Raw genomic sequence first — 19,682 nt, forward strand, 5'->3', positions numbered from 1 at the left:
GCGCGCTTGCAAGGCGAAAAGCGCAGCAAGGTTGGACACCTTGCGAGCATTTTCAACGCAGCAGGCGCGTTTTTGGACCCAAAGATTGCCGCGTGATGGATTGTGAGCAGACCCTAATGCAATAAATCCCAGCCGAATTTGCCGATCATGATGCACAAAAGCGCCATAAAACCGTAGCGCAGAAATTTGCTGCCGCCCCTCATGGCCAAATGTGCGCCCACCAAGCCGCCGCTGAGGTTGGCCAGCGCCAAAGGCAGCGCCCACGCCCACACAATATGGCCGTTGGGCACGAAAAAACTCAGCGCGGCCAGGTTGGTGGTGAGGTTGATGACTTTGGCCGAAGCGGTGGCGGTGAGGAAATCATAAGCGAAAAAGCGCACGAAAATAAAGGCCAGCAGGCTGCCGGTGCCCGGGCCGAACACGCCGTCGTAAAAGCCGATAAGCGCGCCGAAAAACAAGCCCCAAGCGGTTTCTTTGCGGCTGAGCGCGGTGGTGCGCACGGCTTGGCCGAGGTCTTTTTTGCAAAAAGTGTAAACAAACATCACCGCCATAATCGCCAGCATGGCGGGCTTCATATATTGCACGGGAATGTAAGACACCAGCCGTGCGCCGCTGTAAGAGGCAAGAAAGGCCAGCGCGGCGGCGGGCAGCAGCATTTTCCAAGGCACGGCGATGCGGCGCACAAATTGGCCGGTGGCGGTGAGCGTGCCGCAAAACGAAGCGAATTTGTTGATGCCCATCACCGTGGCCACCGGCATATTGCGCGGCAGAAAGTTAAACAGGCCGGGAATTTGCAGCAGGCCGCCGCCGCCCACGGCGGCATCCATCAGCCCGGCGAGAAAGCCAAGCGTGAGCAGAAAAATAAGATGGGCATCCATGATGAGGTGAATCAGTTAAACAGCAAGCGGCTATCATACACGCAAAGTATCTGTTTGGCAGAAAATTGTTAACAATAATGATTACCCAAAAGGCCGTCTGAATGTTCAGACGGCCTTTTGGGTTTATTGATCGATTTTAAGCAAACGCTATTTGCCCGGATTGCCCAAGCTCTTGGCATAGCGGCCGCTGCGCTCGCGCACGCGCTGCTGCAAGGCGGCATTGCTGTCGGGGCGACCGTCTACACAAAAGGCGCGATAGAGCACTGTGCGCACCGGGTCGGCGGTATTCAAAATCGAGCCGATGGGCTTCCATTCGCTGTTGCGCGCGCTGATCCAGCGTCGGTTTACCGTGTCGGCATAGCCGAAAATTTTATAGGCGGAGCGTTTGGCTTCGTTGAGCGACAAAGAAGTGTCTGAGCACAAAAAGCCTTCGGTGCTTAAATTATCATAGCCTTTGGCCGAGCGGATATTGAGCACATAGCGCACGCTGCCGTCGGGTGCCAGCGCAATGCTGTCGAGCAGGATGCGCGGCTGTTTGTCGAAGCCGTTGCCGACATAAAGGTCAAACCAGCCCTCGCCGCCGGCATCGGGCACGGGCGGCAGCGCCACATCGGCTTCTTTGAATTCGCCTGAGGCCCGCTCGGCGGCGCTTTCCACATAGCGGGTGTTGGTGGTGGTGTTTTTATCGTTGCGCGGGGTGGCGGCAAGCGAAGTGCCGGCCACAATCAGGGCCAGCAGGCATAAGCGGCGCATGGGCGTCTCCATTTCAATATCAGCCGCTATTGTAGGGGCTTAAAAGCCCCGGCGCAATCAGGCGGCAAACAGGTTATAATAAGCATTAAGCCAGTTTTACCGAATCTGAACATGAACACACAAACCTTAGACCTCACCGGCCTTAAATGCCCGCTGCCGATTTTGAAAACCAAAAAAGCGCTGGCGCAGATGCAGGCCGGTGAAGTGATTACTGTGCTGGCAACCGATGCCGGCGCACCCGATGATTTTGCCGCTTTTTGCCGCCAAACCGGCCATGTGTTGCTCGAATCCACACAGGCTGGGGAAATCTTCACCTTGGTGGTGCAACACAAATAAGGCCGTCTGAAACATGCGAATTTTATTATTGCTCGGTTTGTTGCCGCTCTTGGCCGCCTGCCGCGCCGAAGAAGAGCAGGCGCAGAAAAATGCCCAAAGCTACGCGCAGCAGGCGGTGCAGCTTTATTTCAACGGCTGCGTGGCCAACGGTGCGGATGAAACCAAAATCACGGCTTGGGCGCAAGAAGCCAAAATGCAGGCGCTCAGCGCAGATGAAATCCAAAAATGGGGTTTCGAGCCGGGCGTGCGTAAGGCTTGGGGCGGCCACAGCCCCAACGGCGGCCGCTTTTTGCTGGCTGCCGGCGGACAATATTGCAGCGTGAAAGCTCGTGTGGCCGATGAAGCAATCGTGCGCCGCGAATTTATGCGGCTGGCCGAAGCTGGCGGCGGCGGTTTGCGCGCCGAGCCGCGCGGCGATTTGCACACCGATGCGCCTTTTTCGCTCAGCCAGCTGGCTTATGCGTGGAACAGCGAAGGCAGCGCAAACGAATGGATGCTCACCGCCACTACCTCTTCAGCCTCAGAAGCCCCGATGCAGGCGGCTTTGAATATGTATGTGGTGCCGCGTGAAATCACCCGCGCCATCAGCAATTGACGCTGTATTCTCGATTAAACCCAACCGGCAAAGGAATGCCATGCAAACCCTCACCATTATCCAGCCCGACGATATGCATTTGCACCTGCGCGACGGCGAGGCGCTCAAAGCCGTGCTGCCTTTCACTGCCCGCCAAATGGGGCGCGCAGTGATTATGCCCAACCTCAAGCCGCCGGTGGCAAGCGTGGCCGATGCGCTTGCCTATCGCGCGCGCATTGAGGCTGCGCTGCCCGAAGGCAGCACGTTTGAGCCGCTGATGACGCTTTACCTCACCGACAACACCACGCCCGACACCGTGCGCGAAGCCAAAGCTGCCGGCATTGTGGCCTTCAAGCTTTATCCCGCCGGCGCCACCACCAATTCCGATTCGGGCGTAACCGATTTATTCAAGCTGATTCCGGTGCTGCAAACCATGGCACAAGAAGGCATCTTGTTTTTGGTGCACGGCGAAGTAACCGACCCCGAAATCGATATTTTCGACCGCGAAGCCGTGTTTATCGAGCGCGTGATGAAGCCGGTGCTGGAAAAAGTGCCGGCGCTCAAAGTGGTGTTTGAACACATCACCACCGCCGATGCCGCACGCTTAGTGATGGAAGCGGGTGAGAATGTGGCCGCCAGCGTGACGCCCCAACATTTGCTGCTCAACCGCAACGATTTACTGGTGGGCGGCGTGCGCCCGCATCATTATTGCCTGCCCGTGCTCAAGCGCGAAAGCCACCGCAAAGCGCTGGTGGCCGCCATCACCGGCGAAAAAGCACATAAATTCTTTTTGGGCACCGACAGCGCGCCGCACGCGCAATCGGCCAAAGAAAACGCCTGCGGTTGCGCGGGCATGTTCAGCGCCGCCACTGCGATTGAACTTTATGCCGAAGTGTTTGAAGCGGCCGACGCGCTCGACAAGCTCGAAGCCTTTGCCGCGCAAAACGGCGCCCACTTTTACGGCCTGCCCGAAAACCCGCACACGCTTACGCTGGTGAAAGAAACCCAATTGGTGCCGCCGAAAGTGCCTTTTGGCGAAGATGAAGTCTTGGTGCCGATGCGCGGCGGCGAGAGCGTGGGTTGGCGTGTGCGCTACGCAGATTAATCGTGCAGGCTTTATGCTGCAAAAATAATGTTTTATAATCATAGGCCGTCTGAAAGGTTTCAGACGGCCTGCTATTAATCAAATGATAAAAAACAAATCTGCACATCATGGAAAACAACGCCCTCTCTCAAACCTCTCCCCTCATCGAGCGCCGCCGCCTACTGCTGGTCGGCGGCGCTTTGCTGCTCTCGCCCGTGCTGGCGCGCGCCGGTGCGCAACGCGAAGAAACCTTATCCGACGATGTGGCATCGGTAATGCGCAATTCGGTAAACAATGCCAACCCGGCGCGGTTGGTGTTTGCCAAGCCGGCCGACGGCGCGCGCTGGCTGCGCGATATGTCGGCGCGGCTGGCGCGTTTTGTGCCCGATGAAGCCGAGCGCCGCCGCCTGCTCACCCATATCCAATATGAATCCACCCGCGCCGGGCTCGACACGCAAATGGTGTTGGGGCTGATCGAAGTGGAAAGCGCTTTCCGCCAATACGCCATCAGCGGCGTGGGCGCGCGCGGCTTAATGCAGGTGATGCCATTTTGGAAAAACCACATCGGTCGCGCCGAGCACAATCTGTTTGATATCCGCACCAACCTGCGCTACGGCTGCACCATTTTGCGCCACTACAATAATGTCGAACGCGGCAATCTCACCCGCGCGCTGGCGCGTTTCAACGGCAGCCTCGGCAGCAATAAATACCCCAACGCCGTAATCGGCGCTTGGCGCAACCGCTGGCAATGGGCCGGATAATGCAGGCCGCCGCCACTACGCGCGCCGCGCTTTTGCGGCCTAATCGTATGCATGAAAACCTGCTGTCTGTATAAAACGCAAATGCCGTCTGAAAAAAATTTTCAGACGGCATTTGCGTGCCATGCGCACGATGACGCTTTGTTTTGACAAAGTCAATCATACCTGCGCTTGTTGCCCGTGGTGTGCGCGCCACGCTTTTGCGGCGTAATCTTGTCGCAAGCCTGCATAAAACATACAGGCCGTCTGAAAGCTTTCAGACGGCATGTGTGTTTATTTTATATAGTGGAATGCATAAAAAAGTGACACAACGGGCTGCATAAAACACACAGGCCGTCTGAAAGCTTTCAGACGGCCTGTGTTTATTTTGCATACGCTTTATTGTGCGCCGTAGCCGGCTTGCAAAAGCGCGCATTTGGGGCGCTCGCGGCGGCTGCGGCGGCTGCGGCCGGCGATTTTGCCGCAAGCGCTGCCGGCATCGTTGCGCTCGGCGGTGCGGCTTTCGCTGCGTTTATCGGTGCGCTCGCTGCGGCCGGCCTCACGCGCAGGGCGCTCATTGCGGCTGCTGCTGCGCGCACGCGCTTCGGTTGTGACAGCCACTTCGGCGGCCGGCTCGTCGCCATTGCGCCACCAGCGCGGCTCGAAGCCTTCGATGCGCTCCACGGCGATTTCGCTGCCGGTGAGTGCTTTGATGGATTCAAACATTTTTTGCTCGGCTTCATCCATCAGCGAAATCGCCACGCCGTCGGCGCCGGCGCGGCCGGTTCGGCCGATGCGGTGCACATAATCTTCGGGCTGGGTGGGCAATTCATAGTTGATCACAAACGGTAATTCGGCAATATCGAGCCCGCGCGCGGCCACATCGGTGGCCACCAGCACGCGCAACCGCCCTTCTTTAAACGCCGCCAAGGTTTCGAGGCGGGTTTGCTGAGATTTGTCGCCGTGAATCGCTTGGGCAGCGATATTGCGCCGCTGCAAATCGCGGTTGACCTGGTCCACGCTTTGCTTGGTTTTGCAAAACACGATCACCTGATTCATGTTCAAATCCACAATCAACCGCTCAAGCAGGCTGCGTTTGCGGGCGGTGTCCACCGCAATCACATGCTGCTCCACATTGGCATTGGCGGTGTTTTGCGCGGCCACTTCCACTTGCTCGGGGTTTTTCATAAAGTCTTGCGCGAGCTTGCGGATCGGCGGAGCGAATGTGGCGGAAAAAAGCAGGGTTTGGCGCTGCTTAGGCAGCATCTGCATGATGCTGCGGATGTCGTCGATAAAGCCCATGTCGAGCATGCGGTCGGCCTCATCGAGCACCACGATTTCCACTTTGCTCAGGTTGATGTTTTTCTGCTTCACATGATCGAGCAGGCGGCCGACCGTGGCCACCACGATTTCGCAGCCGGCGCGCAGGGCACGGGTTTGCGCATCCATGTTCACCCCGCCAAACAGCACGGCGTGGCGCAGCGGCAGGTTTTTGATATAGGCTTGCACGTTTTGATCGATTTGGTCGGCCAATTCGCGCGTGGGCGTGAGCACCAACATGCGCACCGGATGCATGGCGGGCGAGGTGCTGGGCGTGGCATAGCGCTTGAGGCGCTCGAGGCTGGGCAGCATAAAGGCGGCGGTTTTGCCGGTGCCGGTTTGGGCGGCGGCAAGCAAATCGTGGCCGGCCAAGGCCTTGGGAATGGCGGCGGCCTGAATCGGCGTGGGCGTTTCGTAGCCCTGCTCGGTGAGCGCAGACACGATTTCGCTGCCCAAGCCCAAAGATGCAAACGGGTTCATAATGATATTCTTTCTTTTTCTTTCAGACGGCCTGCCGGCATGTTCAAGCGGCCGTCTGCATGCAATTCATCAAACAATCAGCCGCCGGCAGCATGGTGTTGCTGCCGGCGCAAACGGGTAAAGGTGTGCCATTATGCCACAAAACCGCCGCCGCTTCGGGCGCGATTGCGCATCAGGGCTTTTCATGCCCGGCTCGAAATCAAGATAAACAAAATGGGTTTTATTTGGGATAAAGTTTCACGCTATTTCAAATACATCAATCTGATCAAAAAAGCAGGCAAAGGCCGTCTGAAAGCTTTTAGCGCCTTTTCGCCATCAGCGAAACAGCGCCACCATCGTTTCAGCCGCCGCCACGCATTCGGCCACACCGGCCACCAGCGCAATGCGCACATAGCCTTCGCCGGCATTGCCTTCCGGGGTGTCGCGCCCCAAAAAGCGGCCGGGCAACACCTGAATCGCCGCTTCGCGCCACAGTTTTTGCGCAAAAGCCAAATCATCGCCGCCGGGCACTTTAAGCCACAGATAAAACGAAGCATCGGGCATCTGCACATCAAACGCCTGCCGCAAAATCGGCACCACTTTGCTGAATTTTTCCTGATACAGGCGGCGGTTTTCGGCCACATGGGCTTCATCTTGCCAAGCGGCAATGCTGGCGCGCTGCACCGGCACGCTCATGGCGCTGCCGTGATAAGTGCGGTAGAGCGAAAAAGCCTTGAGCAAAGCGGCATCGCCCGCCACAAAGCCCGAGCGCAGGCCGGGCACGTTGGAGCGCTTGGAAAGGCTGGTAAACATCACCAAGCCTTTATTGCTGCGCCCCAATTGTGCAGCCGCTTGCAAGCAGCCTATGGGTTTGGCGCCATCAAAATAGATTTCGGAATAACATTCATCAGAAGCCACCACAAAGCCATAACGGTCTTGCAGGGCAAACAAAGCCGCCCAATCATCGCGCTGCATCACGCTGCCGCAAGGATTGTTGGGCGAGCAGACAAACACAAGCTTGGTGCGCTGCCAAATCTGTTCGGGCACTTCCTGCCAGGCCGGCATAAAATCGGGCGCACGGCAATTGGCAAAATAAATGTCGCCGCCGCCCAAATAAGCCGCGCCTTCATAAATTTGATAGAAAGGATTGGGGCTGATAATGATGTTTTTTTCGGCGGCACTCGGGTCGAGCACCACTTGCGCAAAGGCAAACAGCGCTTCACGGCTGCCGAGTACGGGCAGGATCTCGGTGTCGGGGTTGAGCGTGAGGCCGTCGTAGCGGCGCGCTGCCCAATCGGCGCAGGCTTGACGCAATTCGAGCAGGCCGGCCGAGAGCGGATAGCTTGATAATTCGTTTAAAGAAGCGGTGAGCGCATCGGTGATCACTTTGGGCGTGGCGTGCTTCGGCTCGCCGATGTGCAGCGGCACCGGCTTCACGCCGGCCGGCGCGTCAATGCCTTGCATGGCTTCGCGCAGGCGGGCAAAAGGATAAGGTTGCAATTGGTTGAGCAGCGGATTCATGGTGTGGGCTTTGAGCGGGAACAAGCACGTATGTTAACATTATTTGCCTATTTTGCGGGTGCAGAGGCCGTCTGAACGCTTGCGCAGGCAAGCGCATAATACCCATCCCAAAAATAACCTATAGATGCGGCAATTAATTATTGAATATTCACATCCTCTTACCTGCAGCAGAAACCTGTTCCCTCTCCCGTGGGAGAGGGCTAGGGAGAGGGCAACAAACCAAAGGCTTGTTTGCCGGCATCTGAAAATGTTCAATATTTAATTGCCGAATCAATAACTGCGTTGGCTCGCCTTGCCGTACTGGTTGTAGTGTCGCAGGCTTCCGCCTTGTTAGCTTACTTTTTTGAATGGGTATAAATCATTTCCGGCGGCAAAATGCCAAAGCCGCCGCGTATTTTATCGGCGCTTGGGCGGCGGAAAATAGCCGTGTTGCAGCCCCTGCCCGATGCAGCGGCTGCGGCGGCTTGTGGCGGCGGTGCGATGCGGTATAATCGCGTTTATCTGTTTTTCTTGATTTCTTAATAAATAATGAGCACGGCCGTTTCAGACGGCCTGTTTGATTGTGAAAGCATTCCATGAATAAAAAACGCGTACTCACCGGCGTGACCACCACCGGCACTCCCCATTTGGGCAATTATGTGGGCGCCATCCGTCCCGCCATCCGCGCCAGCCGCGACGAAAACACCGAATCGTTTCTTTTTTTGGCCGATTACCACGGCCTGATCAAATGCCGCGACCCGCAATTGATTCACGAATCCACCCGCGCCGTGGCCGCCACTTGGCTCGCCTGCGGCCTCGACCCCGAACGCACCACGTTTTACCGCCAGAGCGATATTTCCGAAATCATGGAATTAAACTGGATACTCACCTGCGTTACCGCCAAAGGCCTGATGAACCGAGCACATGCTTATAAAGCCGCGGTGCAAGCCAATGAAGAAGCGGGCAACGATGCCGATGCGGCGGTGGACATGGGCTTGTTTTGCTACCCGATGCTGATGAGCGCCGATATTTTGATGTTCCGCGCCAACGATGTGCCGGTGGGGCGCGACCAAATCCAACATGTGGAAATGGCACGCGATATTGCCGCCCGCTTCAATCATTTATATCAAGATCTGTTTACGCTGCCGCAAGCGAAAATCGATGAAGAAGTGGAAACCTTGGTGGGCTTGGACGGGCGTAAAATGAGCAAAAGCTACGGCAACACCATTCCTTTGTTTGAAGACGAGAAAAAGCTGCAAAAAGCCGTCAACAAAATCGTGACCAATCTGAAAGCGCCGGGCGAGCCCAAAGACACCGACGAGAGCCCGCTGTTTGAAATCTACAAAGCCTTTGCCACGCCTGCCGACACCGCCGCTTTCACCCAAGCATTGGCCGACGGCCTGGCTTGGGGCGAAGCCAAAAAAATGCTGGCCGCCAAGCTCAACGAGGAGCTGGCCGACAAGCGCGAACGCTACCACGCACTTATGGCCGATCCGGCGCAAATCGAAGCCATTTTGCAGGCGGGTGCAGAAAAAGCCCGTGCAGAAGCACGCCTGTTGCTGGCAAAAGTGCGTGATGCGGTGGGCATCCGTTCACTGAAATAATAAAGGAGGCTCTAAATAACTCTGGCAAGTGAATTTTGCCGGCGTTTTTATGCTAGGCAAGGCGTTTTTTTGAGGGAATAGTGGTTCTATTTCCTCAAAAAACCAACGCAGCATAGCGTAAAAAGGACGATAAAAGGCACCGCCATGAGTTATTCAGAGCCTCCTTAAGCAACGCGCAGCGGCTTGCCGATCAATTTCAATTTGCTGAAGTTGGCTTTTGGCTTAAGTGTGTCGGTCGGATTCTCCAATCCGACGCTTATTCGCAGAACAAGATTTTCTGAGTTGCCGAAAATATCGGATACCATTACCCGAACGGCAACTGTTTAACTGAACAAATGCCTCCCCCGCTTGAGCCACCATTTGCGGCAGGCCGTCTGAAACCCTTTCAGACGGCCTGCCGCAAATGTTAGATAGATACACATATCCGACCCGCGCCCGACGGTTTCAAAGGCAATGCCAAAGTTTACAGCCATAAAAAACAAAGGCCGTCTGAAATAAACGTTTCAGACGGCCTTATTGGTTCTGTCAAACAAAAGCCGTATTCGGTGCAGATGCGGCATCGGCAAATGATACCCATTCAAAAAAATAATATACAAACAGGCAGCCTGTAGGTCGGATTCTCGAATCCGACACTTGTTCTCAGAACAAGGCATGCACATTGCTTTGGCCGTTGTCCAAACGTCGGATTCAAGAATCCGACGTACGCAGATGATGCTGCCGAACTGCTTTTATTTTGTAAGGTTATTTTTTTGGATTGGTACGATTACAGAACGCTTATTTTCCGGCCGCTGCTTCCATCGCTAAAAAAGACGGTGCCAAGCGCAAAATGGTGTGGCGCAGCGGCATCAGCTTGCCGTGAAAAAAGTGCGACGATTCCGGCAACACCACCACCGGCAAATCTTGCGGCGCCGCCCAGCTAAAGGCATTGCCCAGCGGCACCACATCGTCGATTTCACCGTGTATCAGCAAGGTGCGGGCGGCATCGGCGGCGGCAGGCTCGGCGCGTTCATACATGCCCACGGCCGGTGCAATCAGCAGCAGCAAATCGGGGCGGCGCGCTTGGGCGGCAAAAAGCGACACATAGCCGCCGAATGAAAAACCGCCCAACACAAATTGCGCCGCGCCGGGGTGTTGTGCACGCGCATAATCAATCACGGCGATGCAGTCGTCGGTTTCACCGCGCCCGTAATCGTGTTCGCCCCCGCTGCTGCCCACGCCGCGCAAATTGGGCAGATAGCAGTGAAAGCCGAGCTGGTTTAAGGCTTTGGCCGCGGTTTGGATAACCTTATTGGTGTTGGTGCCGCCTTGGCGCGGATTGGGGTGGTTGATCACGGCCACGCCGCGTTCGCGGCCTTGGGCAGGTAAATAAAGCGTGGCGAGTTTGCCGGCGGGGCCGGCGATATCGAGCGCATTTTCCAATGTGAGCATGGTGGTTTCTTTGGGTAGAGGCCGTCTGAAAAGGCTTTCAGACGGCCTTTTGATATTGAAGTTTAGGAGGCTTTGAAAAACGCTGACTTATGGATTTTGCCGTCATGATGAGTTATTCAGAGCCTCTTTAGGTGTTTCAGCTGTCGGGCGCATCAATCAGCAAGCGGGCAACGGCTTCGCCTTTGGCCAAATCTTGGTCTAAAATTTCTTGCAGATCTTCTTCATCCACATAGGTGTACCAACGCGCTTCGGGATAAATCACCATCGCCGGACCCGATTCACAGCGACCCAGGCAGCCGGTGCTGCTGATGCGCAGTTTGCCCGGCCCGATTAAATCGCGCTTTTTGGCGTGGCCTTTTAAAAAATCCACCGCCGCATCGCCCTCGCCGTTGTCGTTGCAGCTTTGTTTGCAATCGTTGTGGCGCGCGTTGGTGCAGATAAAGAGATGACGTTCGAAATAGCTCATAATCAGGCTTCCTGAATCGTGGCCGTCTGAACGTTTCAGACGGCCGAAAGTGTGTGGGGTTTATTGTATGCGCTCGTGGCAGCCTTTACAAATAAAGGCTTTTGCCGTTGTTTTGATTATGGCTTTTGATGGCAGCGAGCATGCGCGGAAAATCGAGGCCGTATTGGCCGCCCAATTTATCGGCGCGTTTTTTGAGCTTGTCGAAATGCTGCTCTTTGGGCACACTTTGAAAGCCGAACACCGCCATATTGCCGTAGCTCTCGGCCGGCAATTCGAGCACACGGCCTTCAAACACATCCAACAGGCTTTCGACAAAACGGCCATAGCGCTTGTCGCCGCTCCACCAATTGGTTACAAACACGCCGTCAGGCGAGAGCGCGCGGCGGCAATCGCGGAAAAAGGCCTCGCCCACCAAAGCGTCGATAATCTGCTCGCCATCAAAGCCGTCAACCAAAATCACATCGGTGCCGCCGCGCACGGTTTTGATGTATTCCGCGCCATCGGCTTCAACAATTTCAAAATGCGCGTCTTCAAAAGGCAGCTCAAATAAGCTGCGCGCCACGCTGATTACTTGCGGGTTGATGTCGATGGCGGTTTGGCGGGTGTCGGGCAGATAAGCGTCTATCCAACGCGCAAACGAGCCACCGCCCAGGCCGATTTGGGTGATGTGCGCCGGCGCCTGCTCGGCAAACAGCAGCCAGCCCATCATGGCGCGGCTGTAAGAGAGCACCAAATCGGCCGGGTGGTCGAGATTCATCGAGCTTTGAATAGTGGCGCTGCCCAAATGCAGCGAGCGGATGTTGCCTTCTTCGGAAATGCCCACTTCGGGCAGCTCGAAGCGCTGCGGGCGCAGGCGGCGGTAAGGGTGTTGAGCCATGTCGGGATATGATGTTTCAATGCAGCGTGAGAAAGGCGTTATTTTAATACAATTTCGCTGCCAAGATGAGGAATTTGCGGTTTAGCGCCCCGCCGGCCTTGCGGATTCAACAGGCCGTCTGAAAAAAATCCAAATAAAAAACAAAAAAATAGGTGGATTTAGCGGAAAAGCTGCCCAAGCTGTATTGCCAAATAAAGTAATCCTCGGCATAATACGCGCTTCTTTGCCGGTATAGCTCAGTTGGTAGAGCAGCTGACTTGTAATCAGAAGGTCCCGAGTTCGACTCTTGGTGCCGGCACCAATAAAAAATCAGCCCAGTCTATTGATTGGGCTGATTTTTTATTGCATGAAAGCATTTATGTCAAACCTGAAACACAGACAATCAGGCGGCAAACCGCAGGCAGCTGAGGATAGCCCGGCTAAGTGAGGCAGCGCCGTTAAGCTGCTTTCAGATTTGGCATCAGATATCGTTTTCACCCGATTCGTCATCACTTTTGCGCCGATAAGCAACCAGCCACGAAAGCAGCCACGCCAGCAGCGCGAGCGCCGACACCACCAGCGTGGTGACCAACAAATGCGACAGCAGCGATTGCCCGAGAAACAGCGGCGTCATGGTTTTCTCCTCAATGCCTTTTTGTCCGGCAGCAAGCGGACAATATTTTAGCGTAACGAATCAATCGGATGATGCGTTCTTCAATATAGCTAGCGGCAAGCGGTGTTTCCAGCCCGTTTCGTAAATCAAATCTAACAAATTTTATATATTTTTACACAGAATACAGTAAGGCCGTCTGAAACACAATCTATTTCAGACGGCTTTATCGAAAAAATATCAGTAAAACAGAATGATTCTGCTTTATCCGTTTATCACACCAACACGCCCAAAATCACGCTGCCCGCTTTGAATATCGCGGTGGCGCGCTGGCCGGGGTGCAAATCCAAGCTTTCCGCGCTTTGAATGGTGATGCCGGCCGTGAGGCACACGCCCTCGCCTGCGTTGATGCTCACCAACGCATTCACCGCGCCGCGCTCGATGTGCTCGATAATGCCCTCAATCTGGTTGCGCGCGGAAAGGCGGATGTGCGCCAAATCGGTGGCCACAATGATATGGCTGGATTTCACCAGCGCAATCACCGCCCTGCCCTGCGCCAAGGCCAATTCTTCGCAGCTCTCATTCGTTACCGTGGCCGTGAGCGTTTGCCCGCCGGGCAGGCCGATGCTGATTTCACTGTTTACCGCGCCGGTTTTCACGGCAAGCACCGTGCCTGAAAATTGATTGCGTGCACTGGTTTTCATAATCTTATTTCTCCTTCGTTCACATTCAAAATCATCTCATATAGCAGCTTTTGCCAGCATCGAATATACAGCAAAACAAAAGCAAATCTTAACCGTTTTCAGCACTCTTCCACCGCCCTAATCCCAAATAACTAGCCGCCATAAGCTTTACGGCCAAAGCCTGCCTATGCCGATGCCGCATCAAAAGCCCCTTTTGGCGCATGTTTTTTACATCAGCGCTACTTTATATTACACGCTATAGAAATCGGTTTTGATGTGAAGTTTTGATTGAACACGGCTTTTCAGACGGCCTTGCAACCGGCCGGCGAAAAAAGCCCATAAATAAAGTGAGGGACACTCCATGAGCCACTTTTTAGACAGACTGAAATTCCTCGGCAAGGCACACGAAACCTTTGCCGGCGGCCACGGCGCGGTAACGCTGGAAGACCGCCAGTGGGAAAACGCCTACCGCAACCGCTGGCAGCACGATAAAGAAGTGCGCTCCACCCACGGCGTGAACTGCACCGGCTCTTGCAGCTGGAAAATTTATGTGAAAAACGGCTTGATTACCTGGGAAATCCAGGCCACCGATTATCCGCGCACCCGCCCCGATCTGCCCAACCACGAGCCGCGCGGCTGCCCGCGTGGCGCTTCTTATAGCTGGTATGTGTATTCCGCCCAGCGCGTGAAATACCCGATGATGCGCGGCGTGCTGGCCGAAATGTGGCGCGAAGCACGCAAAACCATGTCGCCCACCGAAGCTTGGGCCTATATCGTGGAAGACGAAGCCCGCGCCAAATCCTACAAAACCCAGCGCGGCTTGGGCGGCTTTGTGCGTGCCAACTGGGATGAAGCCAACGAAATCATCGCCGCGGCCAATGCCTACACGGTGAAAAACTACGGCCCCGACCGCGTGATCGGCTTCTCGCCGATTCCGGCGATGTCGATGGTGAGCTACGCTTCCGGTGCCCGCTATTTGGGCTTGATCGGCGGCGTGCCGCTGTCGTTTTACGACTGGTATTGCGACTTGCCGCCCGCTAGCCCGCAAATCTGGGGGGAGCAAACCGACGTGGCCGAAAGTGCCGACTGGTACAACAGCAATTATTTGATGGTGTGGGGCTCCAACGTGCCGATGACGCGCACGCCCGACGCCCACTTCTACACCGAAGTGCGCTACAAAGGCACCAAAACCGTGGCCGTATCGAGCGACTTTGGCGAAATGGCCAAATTCGGCGATATTTGGCTCGCGCCCAAGCAAGGCACCGATGCCGCGCTGGCCATGGCCATGGGCCATGTGATTATGAAGGAATTCCACCTCGATAATCCTTCGCCTTACTTCACCGACTACATCCGCCGCTACACCGATATGCCCATGCTGGTGCGCCTGCATGAAGACGGCGCAGGCTTCGAGCCCAAATACTTCCTGCGCGCCTCCGACATCAAAGACGGCCTGGGCGAAACCGACAACACCGAATGGAAAACCTTGGTGTGGAACACGCTTTCAGACGGCCTCGCCGTGCCCAACGGCTCGGTGGGCTTCCGCTGGGACGGCAGCCAAAAATGGAACTTGGAAACCCGCGCCCAAGGCGAACACACCGAAGCTGCGCTCAGCCTGAAAGACGCACACGATGAAGTGGTGCAAGTGGCCTTCTCTTATTTTGCCGCCGAAAAAGACGAATTGGTGTACCGCAAAGTGCCGGCCAAACGCATCACCTTGGCCGACGGCAGCACCACGCTTGTGGCCACCGTGTTTGACTTGATGGCCGCCAACTACGGCATCGAGCGCGGCTTCAACGATGAAAACTGCGCCACTTCTTATGATGACGACAAACCCTACACCCCCGCCTGGCAGCAAGCCCACACCGGCGTAAACCCGGCGCAAGTAATTCAAGTGGCACGCGAATTCGCCCAAAACGCACACGACACCGAAGGCCGCAGCATGGTGATTGTGGGCGCAGGGCTGAATCACTGGTATCACATGGACATGGCCTACCGCGGCATCATCAATATGCTGATGTTGTGCGGCAGCATCGGCAAATCCGGCGGCGGCTGGTGCCACTATGTAGGCCAGGAAAAACTGCGCCCGCAAAGCGGTTGGGCGCCGCTCACCTTCGCGCTCGACTGGCACCGCCCTCCGCGCCAAATGAACGGCACTTCATTCTTTTATGCCCACACCAGCCAATGGCGGCATGAAAAAGTGGCGGCCGAAGAAATTCTCGCCCCCAATGCCCACGGCGAAATGGCGCAATTGAGCATGATTGATTACAACGCCAAAGCCGAACGCATGGGCTGGCTGCCCAGCGCGCCGCAATTGAGCGCCAACCCGCTCGATGTGGTGGATCAAGCCGAAGCCGCGGGCATGAGCCCGGCCGATTATGTGGTGAACGGCCTCAAATCCGGCAGCCTCGATATGGCGTGTAACGACCCGGACAACCCGCAAAACTTCCCGCGCAACCTGTTTGTGTGGCGCTCCAACCTGCTCGGCTCTTCCGCCAAAGGCCACGAATATTTCCTCAAATACCTGCTCGGCACCCAAAACGCCGTGTTCAGCGAAGAAGAAGACTGCATCACGCCGTCTGAAATTACCGTGCGCCCGGCGGCTGAAGGCAAGCTTGATTTGCTTACCGTGCTCGATTTCCGCATGTCCACCACCTGTCTTTATGGCGATGTGGTGCTGCCCACCGCCACTTGGTATGAAAAAGACGACTTAAACACGTCGGACATGCACCCGTTTATCCACCCGCTCACCGCGGCGGTAGACCCCTTGTGGGAAAGCAAAACCGACTGGGAAATCTACAAAGGCATCGCCAAGAAATTCAGCGAAATTGCCGCTGATTACATCGGCGTGCGCAAAGACATCGTGCTCACCCCGTTGATGCACGACAGCCCGCAGGAAATGGGCCAGCCTTTCGACCCGAAAGACTGGAAACACGGCGAATGCGAGCCGATTCCGGGCAAAACCATGCCCGCCATGAGCGTGGTGGAGCGCGATTACGGCCTGATTTACCAAAAATTCACCAGCATCGGCCCCTTGCTGGAAAAAATCAACAACAACGGCAAAGGCTTGGCATGGCAAACCGGCCATGAGGTTGAGCTCTTGCGCAAACTCAACGGCGTGCGCGCCGACGGCATCGGCAAAGGCCAGCCCAAGCTCGACACCGCCATTGATGCCGCCGAGATGATTCTCACCCTCGCCCCCGAAACCAACGGCCACGTTGCCGTGAAAGCCTGGGAAGCGCTGAGCAAAGCCACCGGCCGCGAACACAAGCATTTGGCCGAATCGTCTGAGCACACCCAAATCCGCTTCCGCGATGTGGTGGCGCAGCCGCGCAAGATTATCTCCTCGCCCATTTGGTCGGGCATTGAGAGCGAAGAAGTGAGCTACAACGCCGGCTACACCAATGTGCACGAGCTGATTCCGTGGCGCACCCTCACCGGCCGCCAGCAGTTTTACCAAGATCACCTGTGGATGCGCTCGTTTGGCGAAGGCCTGTGCGTGTACCGCCCGGCGGTGAACTTCAAAACCACCGAAAAAATGCTCGGCAAACACCACAACGGCAACCCGGAGATCACCCTCAATTTCCTCACCCCGCACCAAAAATGGGGCATCCACAGCACCTATAGCGACAACCTGCGTATGCTCACGCTGTTTCGCGGCGGCCCCAATGTGTGGATTAGCGAAATTGATGCCAAACGCGCCGGCATTGTCGATAACGACTGGGTGGAAGTGTTCAACGCCAACGGCACCATCGCCGCCCGCGCCGTGGTGAGCCAGCGGATTCCGGAAACCATGATTTTGATGTACCACGCACAAGAAAAAATCGTGAATGTGCCCGGTGCGGAAACCTCCGGCAAACGCGGCGGCATCCACAACTCGGTAACGCGCGCCATTCTGAAGCCCACCCACATGATCGGCGGCTACGCCCAACTGGCCTACGGCTTCAACTACTACGGCACCGTCGGCTCCAACCGCGACGAATACGTGGTGGTGCGCAAAATGAACCGTGTCGACTGGATGGACGAACCAGCGCGTTAAAGCACCTGCCGGCAATCCATACTTTCAGACGGCCTTTTCATCAAACAGGCCGTCTGAAAAGAAAAACAAATCTTTCAGACGGCCTTATCTATCCTGTTTACATTCACAGGCCGTCTGAAACAAGCAAAAGGACAACACCATGAAAATCAGAGCGCAAGTAGGCATGGTTCTGAACCTGGACAAATGCATCGGCTGCCACACCTGCTCCGTTACCTGCAAAAACGTGTGGACCAGCCGCGACGGCGTGGAATACGCCTGGTTCAACAACGTGGAAACCAAGCCCGGCATCGGTTTTCCGAAAAACTGGGAAGACCAGGAAAAATGGCAGGGCGGCTGGGTGCGCAAGCCTGATGGCAAGCTTGTGCCCAAACAAGGCGGCAAGCTGAAAATTCTGGCCAATATTTTTGCCAACCCCAATATGCCGCAGATCGACGATTACTACGAGCCGTTTACCTTCGACTACGAGCATCTGCAAAACGCGCCCAAAATGAACACCCCGCCCACCGCGCGCCCCGTTTCTGTGCTCACCGGCAAGAAAATGGACAAAATCGAATGGGGTCCCAACTGGGAAGACGATTTGGCCGGCGAATTTGAAAAACGCGCCAAAGACGTGCTGTTTGAAGGCATTCAAAAAGACATGCACGCCGCGTTTGAGCAAACCTTTATGATGTATCTGCCGCGCCTGTGCGAACATTGCTTAAACCCCACCTGCGTGGCCTCCTGCCCTTCAGGCAGCATCTACAAGCGTGAAGACGACGGCATTGTGCTCATCGACCAAGACAAATGCCGCGGCTGGCGCATGTGCGTGTCCGGCTGCCCCTACAAAAAAATCTACTACAACTGGACCAGCGGCAAAGCCGAAAAATGCACCTTCTGCTACCCGCGCATCGAAGGCGGCCAGCCCACCGTGTGCTCGGAAACCTGCGTCGGCCGCATCCGCTACTTGGGCGTGCTGCTTTATGATGCCGACAAAATCGAGCAGGCCGCTTCAGTAGAAAACCCGCAAGATTTGTATGAAGAGCAACTGGGCGTGTTCCTCAACCCGCACGACCCCGAAGTGCAACGCGAAGCGCTCAAACAAGGCATCAGCCAACAATGGCTTGATGCGGCCAAACGCTCGCCGGTGTATAAAATGGCGATGGAATGGAAAGTGGCCTTCCCGCTGCACCCCGAATACCGCACGCTGCCGATGGTGTGGTATATCCCGCCCTTGTCGCCGATTCAATCCGCCATCGAAAACGGCTTGGTGGGCGAAAACGGCATCATCCCCAGCGTAGACGAAATGCGCATTCCGCTGCGCTACTTAGCCAACCTGCTCACCGCCGGCAAAATCGAGCCGATTAAAGCCGCGCTCGAGCGCATGATTGCCATGCGCCGCTTCAAACGCGGCCAAACCGTGCACGGCGAAACGCTGGAAGCCACGCTCTCGGGCACCGGCCTCACCCCGGCCATGGTGGAAGACATGTATCAAATCATGGCTATTGCCAATTATGAAGACCGCTTTGTGATTCCCTCTTCGCATAAAGAATTGGTGGAAAACAGCTTTGATGATAAAGCCAGCTGCGGCTTCACCTTCGGCAACGGCTGCTCCGGCGGCAGCAGCGAAGAGAGCCTGTTTGGTAAGCGCAAAGGCACGCCGATTATTTTCCACGAGCGCCGCCGCGATATCGAAGAAAACCGGGATAAAGGAGCACATTGATGAACCGCGAATACCAATGGTTTTCCGCGCTTCTGTGCTACCCCGAGGCCGAATTGCTCGAAGCGCTGCCTGAATTTCAGACGGCCTTAGGGCAATGGCCGCTGCCGGCCGCACAAAAAGCGACGCTGCAAAGCTTTCTCGATTATCTGGGCAGCCGCAGCCTGATTGAGTTGCAGCAAACTTATGTCAACACCTTCGACCGCAACCGCAGCCACGCCATGTATATCTTCGAGCACGTTTACGGCGAAGATCGCGGCAGAGGCATGGCGATGGTGGATTTGCTCGAAGAATACAAAAGCGAAGGCTTCTCGCTCAACAGCAACGAATTGCCCGATTATCTGCCGGTGCTGCTGGAATTTTTCGCTCAAATCGATGCGGAAAAAGCCCGCCGCCTGCTGGGCGATGCCGTGCACGTGATTGCCCACATCGGCAACAAGCTCGAAGCCAACGGCTCGCCCTATGCCGCGCTGATGAGGGGCATCACCGCCATGAGCCCGGTGGCGCCGCAGCCCTTAATCGAGCCGCCCGTGCGCGATATGGACGAAGCCATGGAAACCTTCGGCCCCGATGTGTCCGGCACCGAGCCCTTGCTCAAGCCCGCCGTGGATACCGTAAAGTTTTACCCCAAAGATGCCTATCGGGCAGCACAAGGAGTATAA

At 56.0% G+C, this 19,682-nt stretch carries 18 protein-coding genes and 1 tRNA gene; 10 read left to right on the forward strand and 9 right to left on the reverse strand.

The features are described 5' to 3' along the window. Positions 1–113: 113 nt before the first annotated feature. Both LVJ78_RS07205 and LVJ78_RS07210 read right to left on the reverse strand, forming a co-directional pair. Positions 114–878, reverse strand: a complete 765-nt coding sequence (locus LVJ78_RS07205) for a sulfite exporter TauE/SafE family protein (RefSeq protein ID WP_132953013.1) — start codon at positions 876–878, stop codon at positions 114–116. Positions 879–1,025: 147 nt separating this feature from the next. Further along, entirely contained in the window at positions 1,026–1,631 is a 606-nt protein-coding gene (locus LVJ78_RS07210) for a CNP1-like family protein (protein ID WP_132953011.1), read from the reverse strand. Between the two features lie 111 nt (positions 1,632–1,742). On the opposite strand from LVJ78_RS07210, the gene LVJ78_RS07215 reads away from it, so the two are divergent. From LVJ78_RS07215 to LVJ78_RS07230, 4 genes are all read left to right on the forward strand, one after another. Further along, positions 1,743–1,967 carry a sulfurtransferase TusA family protein gene (locus LVJ78_RS07215; protein ID WP_132953009.1) on the forward strand — a complete coding sequence of 75 codons (225 nt, stop codon included), beginning with the start codon at positions 1,743–1,745 and terminating at the stop codon, positions 1,965–1,967. Between the two features lie 13 nt (positions 1,968–1,980). Further along, positions 1,981–2,562 carry an NMCC_0638 family (lipo)protein gene (locus LVJ78_RS07220; RefSeq protein ID WP_132953007.1) on the forward strand — a complete coding sequence of 194 codons (582 nt, stop codon included), beginning with the start codon at positions 1,981–1,983 and terminating at the stop codon, positions 2,560–2,562. Positions 2,563–2,602: 40 nt separating this feature from the next. Beyond that, entirely contained in the window at positions 2,603–3,646 is a 1,044-nt protein-coding gene (pyrC, locus tag LVJ78_RS07225) for a dihydroorotase (protein WP_132953005.1), read from the forward strand. Between the two features lie 107 nt (positions 3,647–3,753). Continuing rightward, the gene (locus LVJ78_RS07230) at positions 3,754–4,386 is read left to right on the forward strand and encodes a lytic transglycosylase domain-containing protein (protein WP_132953003.1); all 633 of its coding nucleotides are present in this window, start codon (positions 3,754–3,756) and stop codon (positions 4,384–4,386) included. A 375-nt stretch (positions 4,387–4,761) separates the two neighbouring features. Here LVJ78_RS07230 and LVJ78_RS07235 read toward each other — a convergent pair whose 3' ends face one another. Continuing rightward, the gene (locus tag LVJ78_RS07235; RefSeq protein ID WP_132953001.1) at positions 4,762–6,162 is read right to left on the reverse strand and encodes a DEAD/DEAH box helicase; all 1,401 of its coding nucleotides are present in this window, start codon (positions 6,160–6,162) and stop codon (positions 4,762–4,764) included. A gap of 59 nt (positions 6,163–6,221) precedes the next feature. Between LVJ78_RS07235 and LVJ78_RS07240 the strand changes: the two genes are divergently transcribed. Further along, positions 6,222–6,395 (forward strand): hypothetical protein, encoded by a 174-nt coding sequence (locus tag LVJ78_RS07240; protein WP_165870894.1) that lies wholly within the window; start codon positions 6,222–6,224, stop codon positions 6,393–6,395. Between the two features lie 82 nt (positions 6,396–6,477). On the opposite strand, the gene dapC is transcribed toward LVJ78_RS07240, so the two are convergent. After that, a complete protein-coding gene (dapC, locus tag LVJ78_RS07245; protein WP_132952998.1) occupies positions 6,478–7,662 on the reverse strand; it encodes a succinyldiaminopimelate transaminase in 1,185 nt (394 codons plus the stop codon). Between the two features lie 575 nt (positions 7,663–8,237). On the opposite strand from dapC, the gene trpS reads away from it, so the two are divergent. Then, on the forward strand, positions 8,238–9,245 hold the full coding sequence (gene trpS / locus LVJ78_RS07250; RefSeq protein WP_132952995.1) for a tryptophan--tRNA ligase: 1,008 nt from the start codon (positions 8,238–8,240) through the stop codon (positions 9,243–9,245). 774 nt (positions 9,246–10,019) lie between these two features. Here trpS and LVJ78_RS07255 read toward each other — a convergent pair. From LVJ78_RS07255 to LVJ78_RS07265, 3 genes are all read right to left on the reverse strand, one after another. Beyond that, a complete protein-coding gene (locus LVJ78_RS07255; RefSeq protein WP_132952993.1) occupies positions 10,020–10,673 on the reverse strand; it encodes an alpha/beta hydrolase in 654 nt (217 codons plus the stop codon). Between the two features lie 136 nt (positions 10,674–10,809). Then, positions 10,810–11,139, reverse strand: coding sequence for a (2Fe-2S) ferredoxin domain-containing protein (locus tag LVJ78_RS07260; protein WP_207894272.1), 330 nt, complete (start codon positions 11,137–11,139; stop codon positions 10,810–10,812). A gap of 85 nt (positions 11,140–11,224) precedes the next feature. Beyond that, the gene (locus LVJ78_RS07265; RefSeq protein WP_132952989.1) at positions 11,225–12,016 is read right to left on the reverse strand and encodes a polyamine aminopropyltransferase; all 792 of its coding nucleotides are present in this window, start codon (positions 12,014–12,016) and stop codon (positions 11,225–11,227) included. Between the two features lie 225 nt (positions 12,017–12,241). Between LVJ78_RS07265 and LVJ78_RS07270 the strand changes: the two genes are divergently transcribed. Continuing rightward, positions 12,242–12,317: transfer RNA gene (locus LVJ78_RS07270), tRNA-Thr, on the forward strand. Between the two features lie 159 nt (positions 12,318–12,476). On the opposite strand, the gene LVJ78_RS07275 is transcribed toward LVJ78_RS07270, so the two are convergent. Then, on the reverse strand, positions 12,477–12,629 hold the full coding sequence (locus LVJ78_RS07275; RefSeq protein ID WP_165870893.1) for a hypothetical protein: 153 nt from the start codon (positions 12,627–12,629) through the stop codon (positions 12,477–12,479). Between the two features lie 251 nt (positions 12,630–12,880). After that, a complete protein-coding gene (locus tag LVJ78_RS07280) occupies positions 12,881–13,309 on the reverse strand; it encodes a TOBE domain-containing protein (RefSeq protein ID WP_132952987.1) in 429 nt (142 codons plus the stop codon). Positions 13,310–13,649: 340 nt separating this feature from the next. Between LVJ78_RS07280 and LVJ78_RS07285 the strand changes: the two genes are divergently transcribed. From LVJ78_RS07285 to narJ, 3 genes are all read left to right on the forward strand, one after another. Further along, positions 13,650–17,324, forward strand: coding sequence for a nitrate reductase subunit alpha (locus LVJ78_RS07285; RefSeq protein WP_132952985.1), 3,675 nt, complete (start codon positions 13,650–13,652; stop codon positions 17,322–17,324). A 139-nt stretch (positions 17,325–17,463) separates the two neighbouring features. After that, positions 17,464–19,023: a nitrate reductase subunit beta gene (gene narH / locus LVJ78_RS07290; protein ID WP_132952983.1), complete on the forward strand. Its 1,560-nt coding sequence runs from the start codon at positions 17,464–17,466 to the stop codon at positions 19,021–19,023. Beyond that, positions 19,023–19,682, forward strand: a complete 660-nt coding sequence (gene narJ, locus LVJ78_RS07295) for a nitrate reductase molybdenum cofactor assembly chaperone (RefSeq protein ID WP_132952982.1) — start codon at positions 19,023–19,025, stop codon at positions 19,680–19,682. Before narH ends, narJ begins: the two co-directional genes overlap by 1 nt.

This window comes from Uruburuella suis (assembly GCF_022870845.1).
Lineage (GTDB): Bacteria > Pseudomonadota > Gammaproteobacteria > Burkholderiales > Neisseriaceae > Neisseria > Neisseria suis.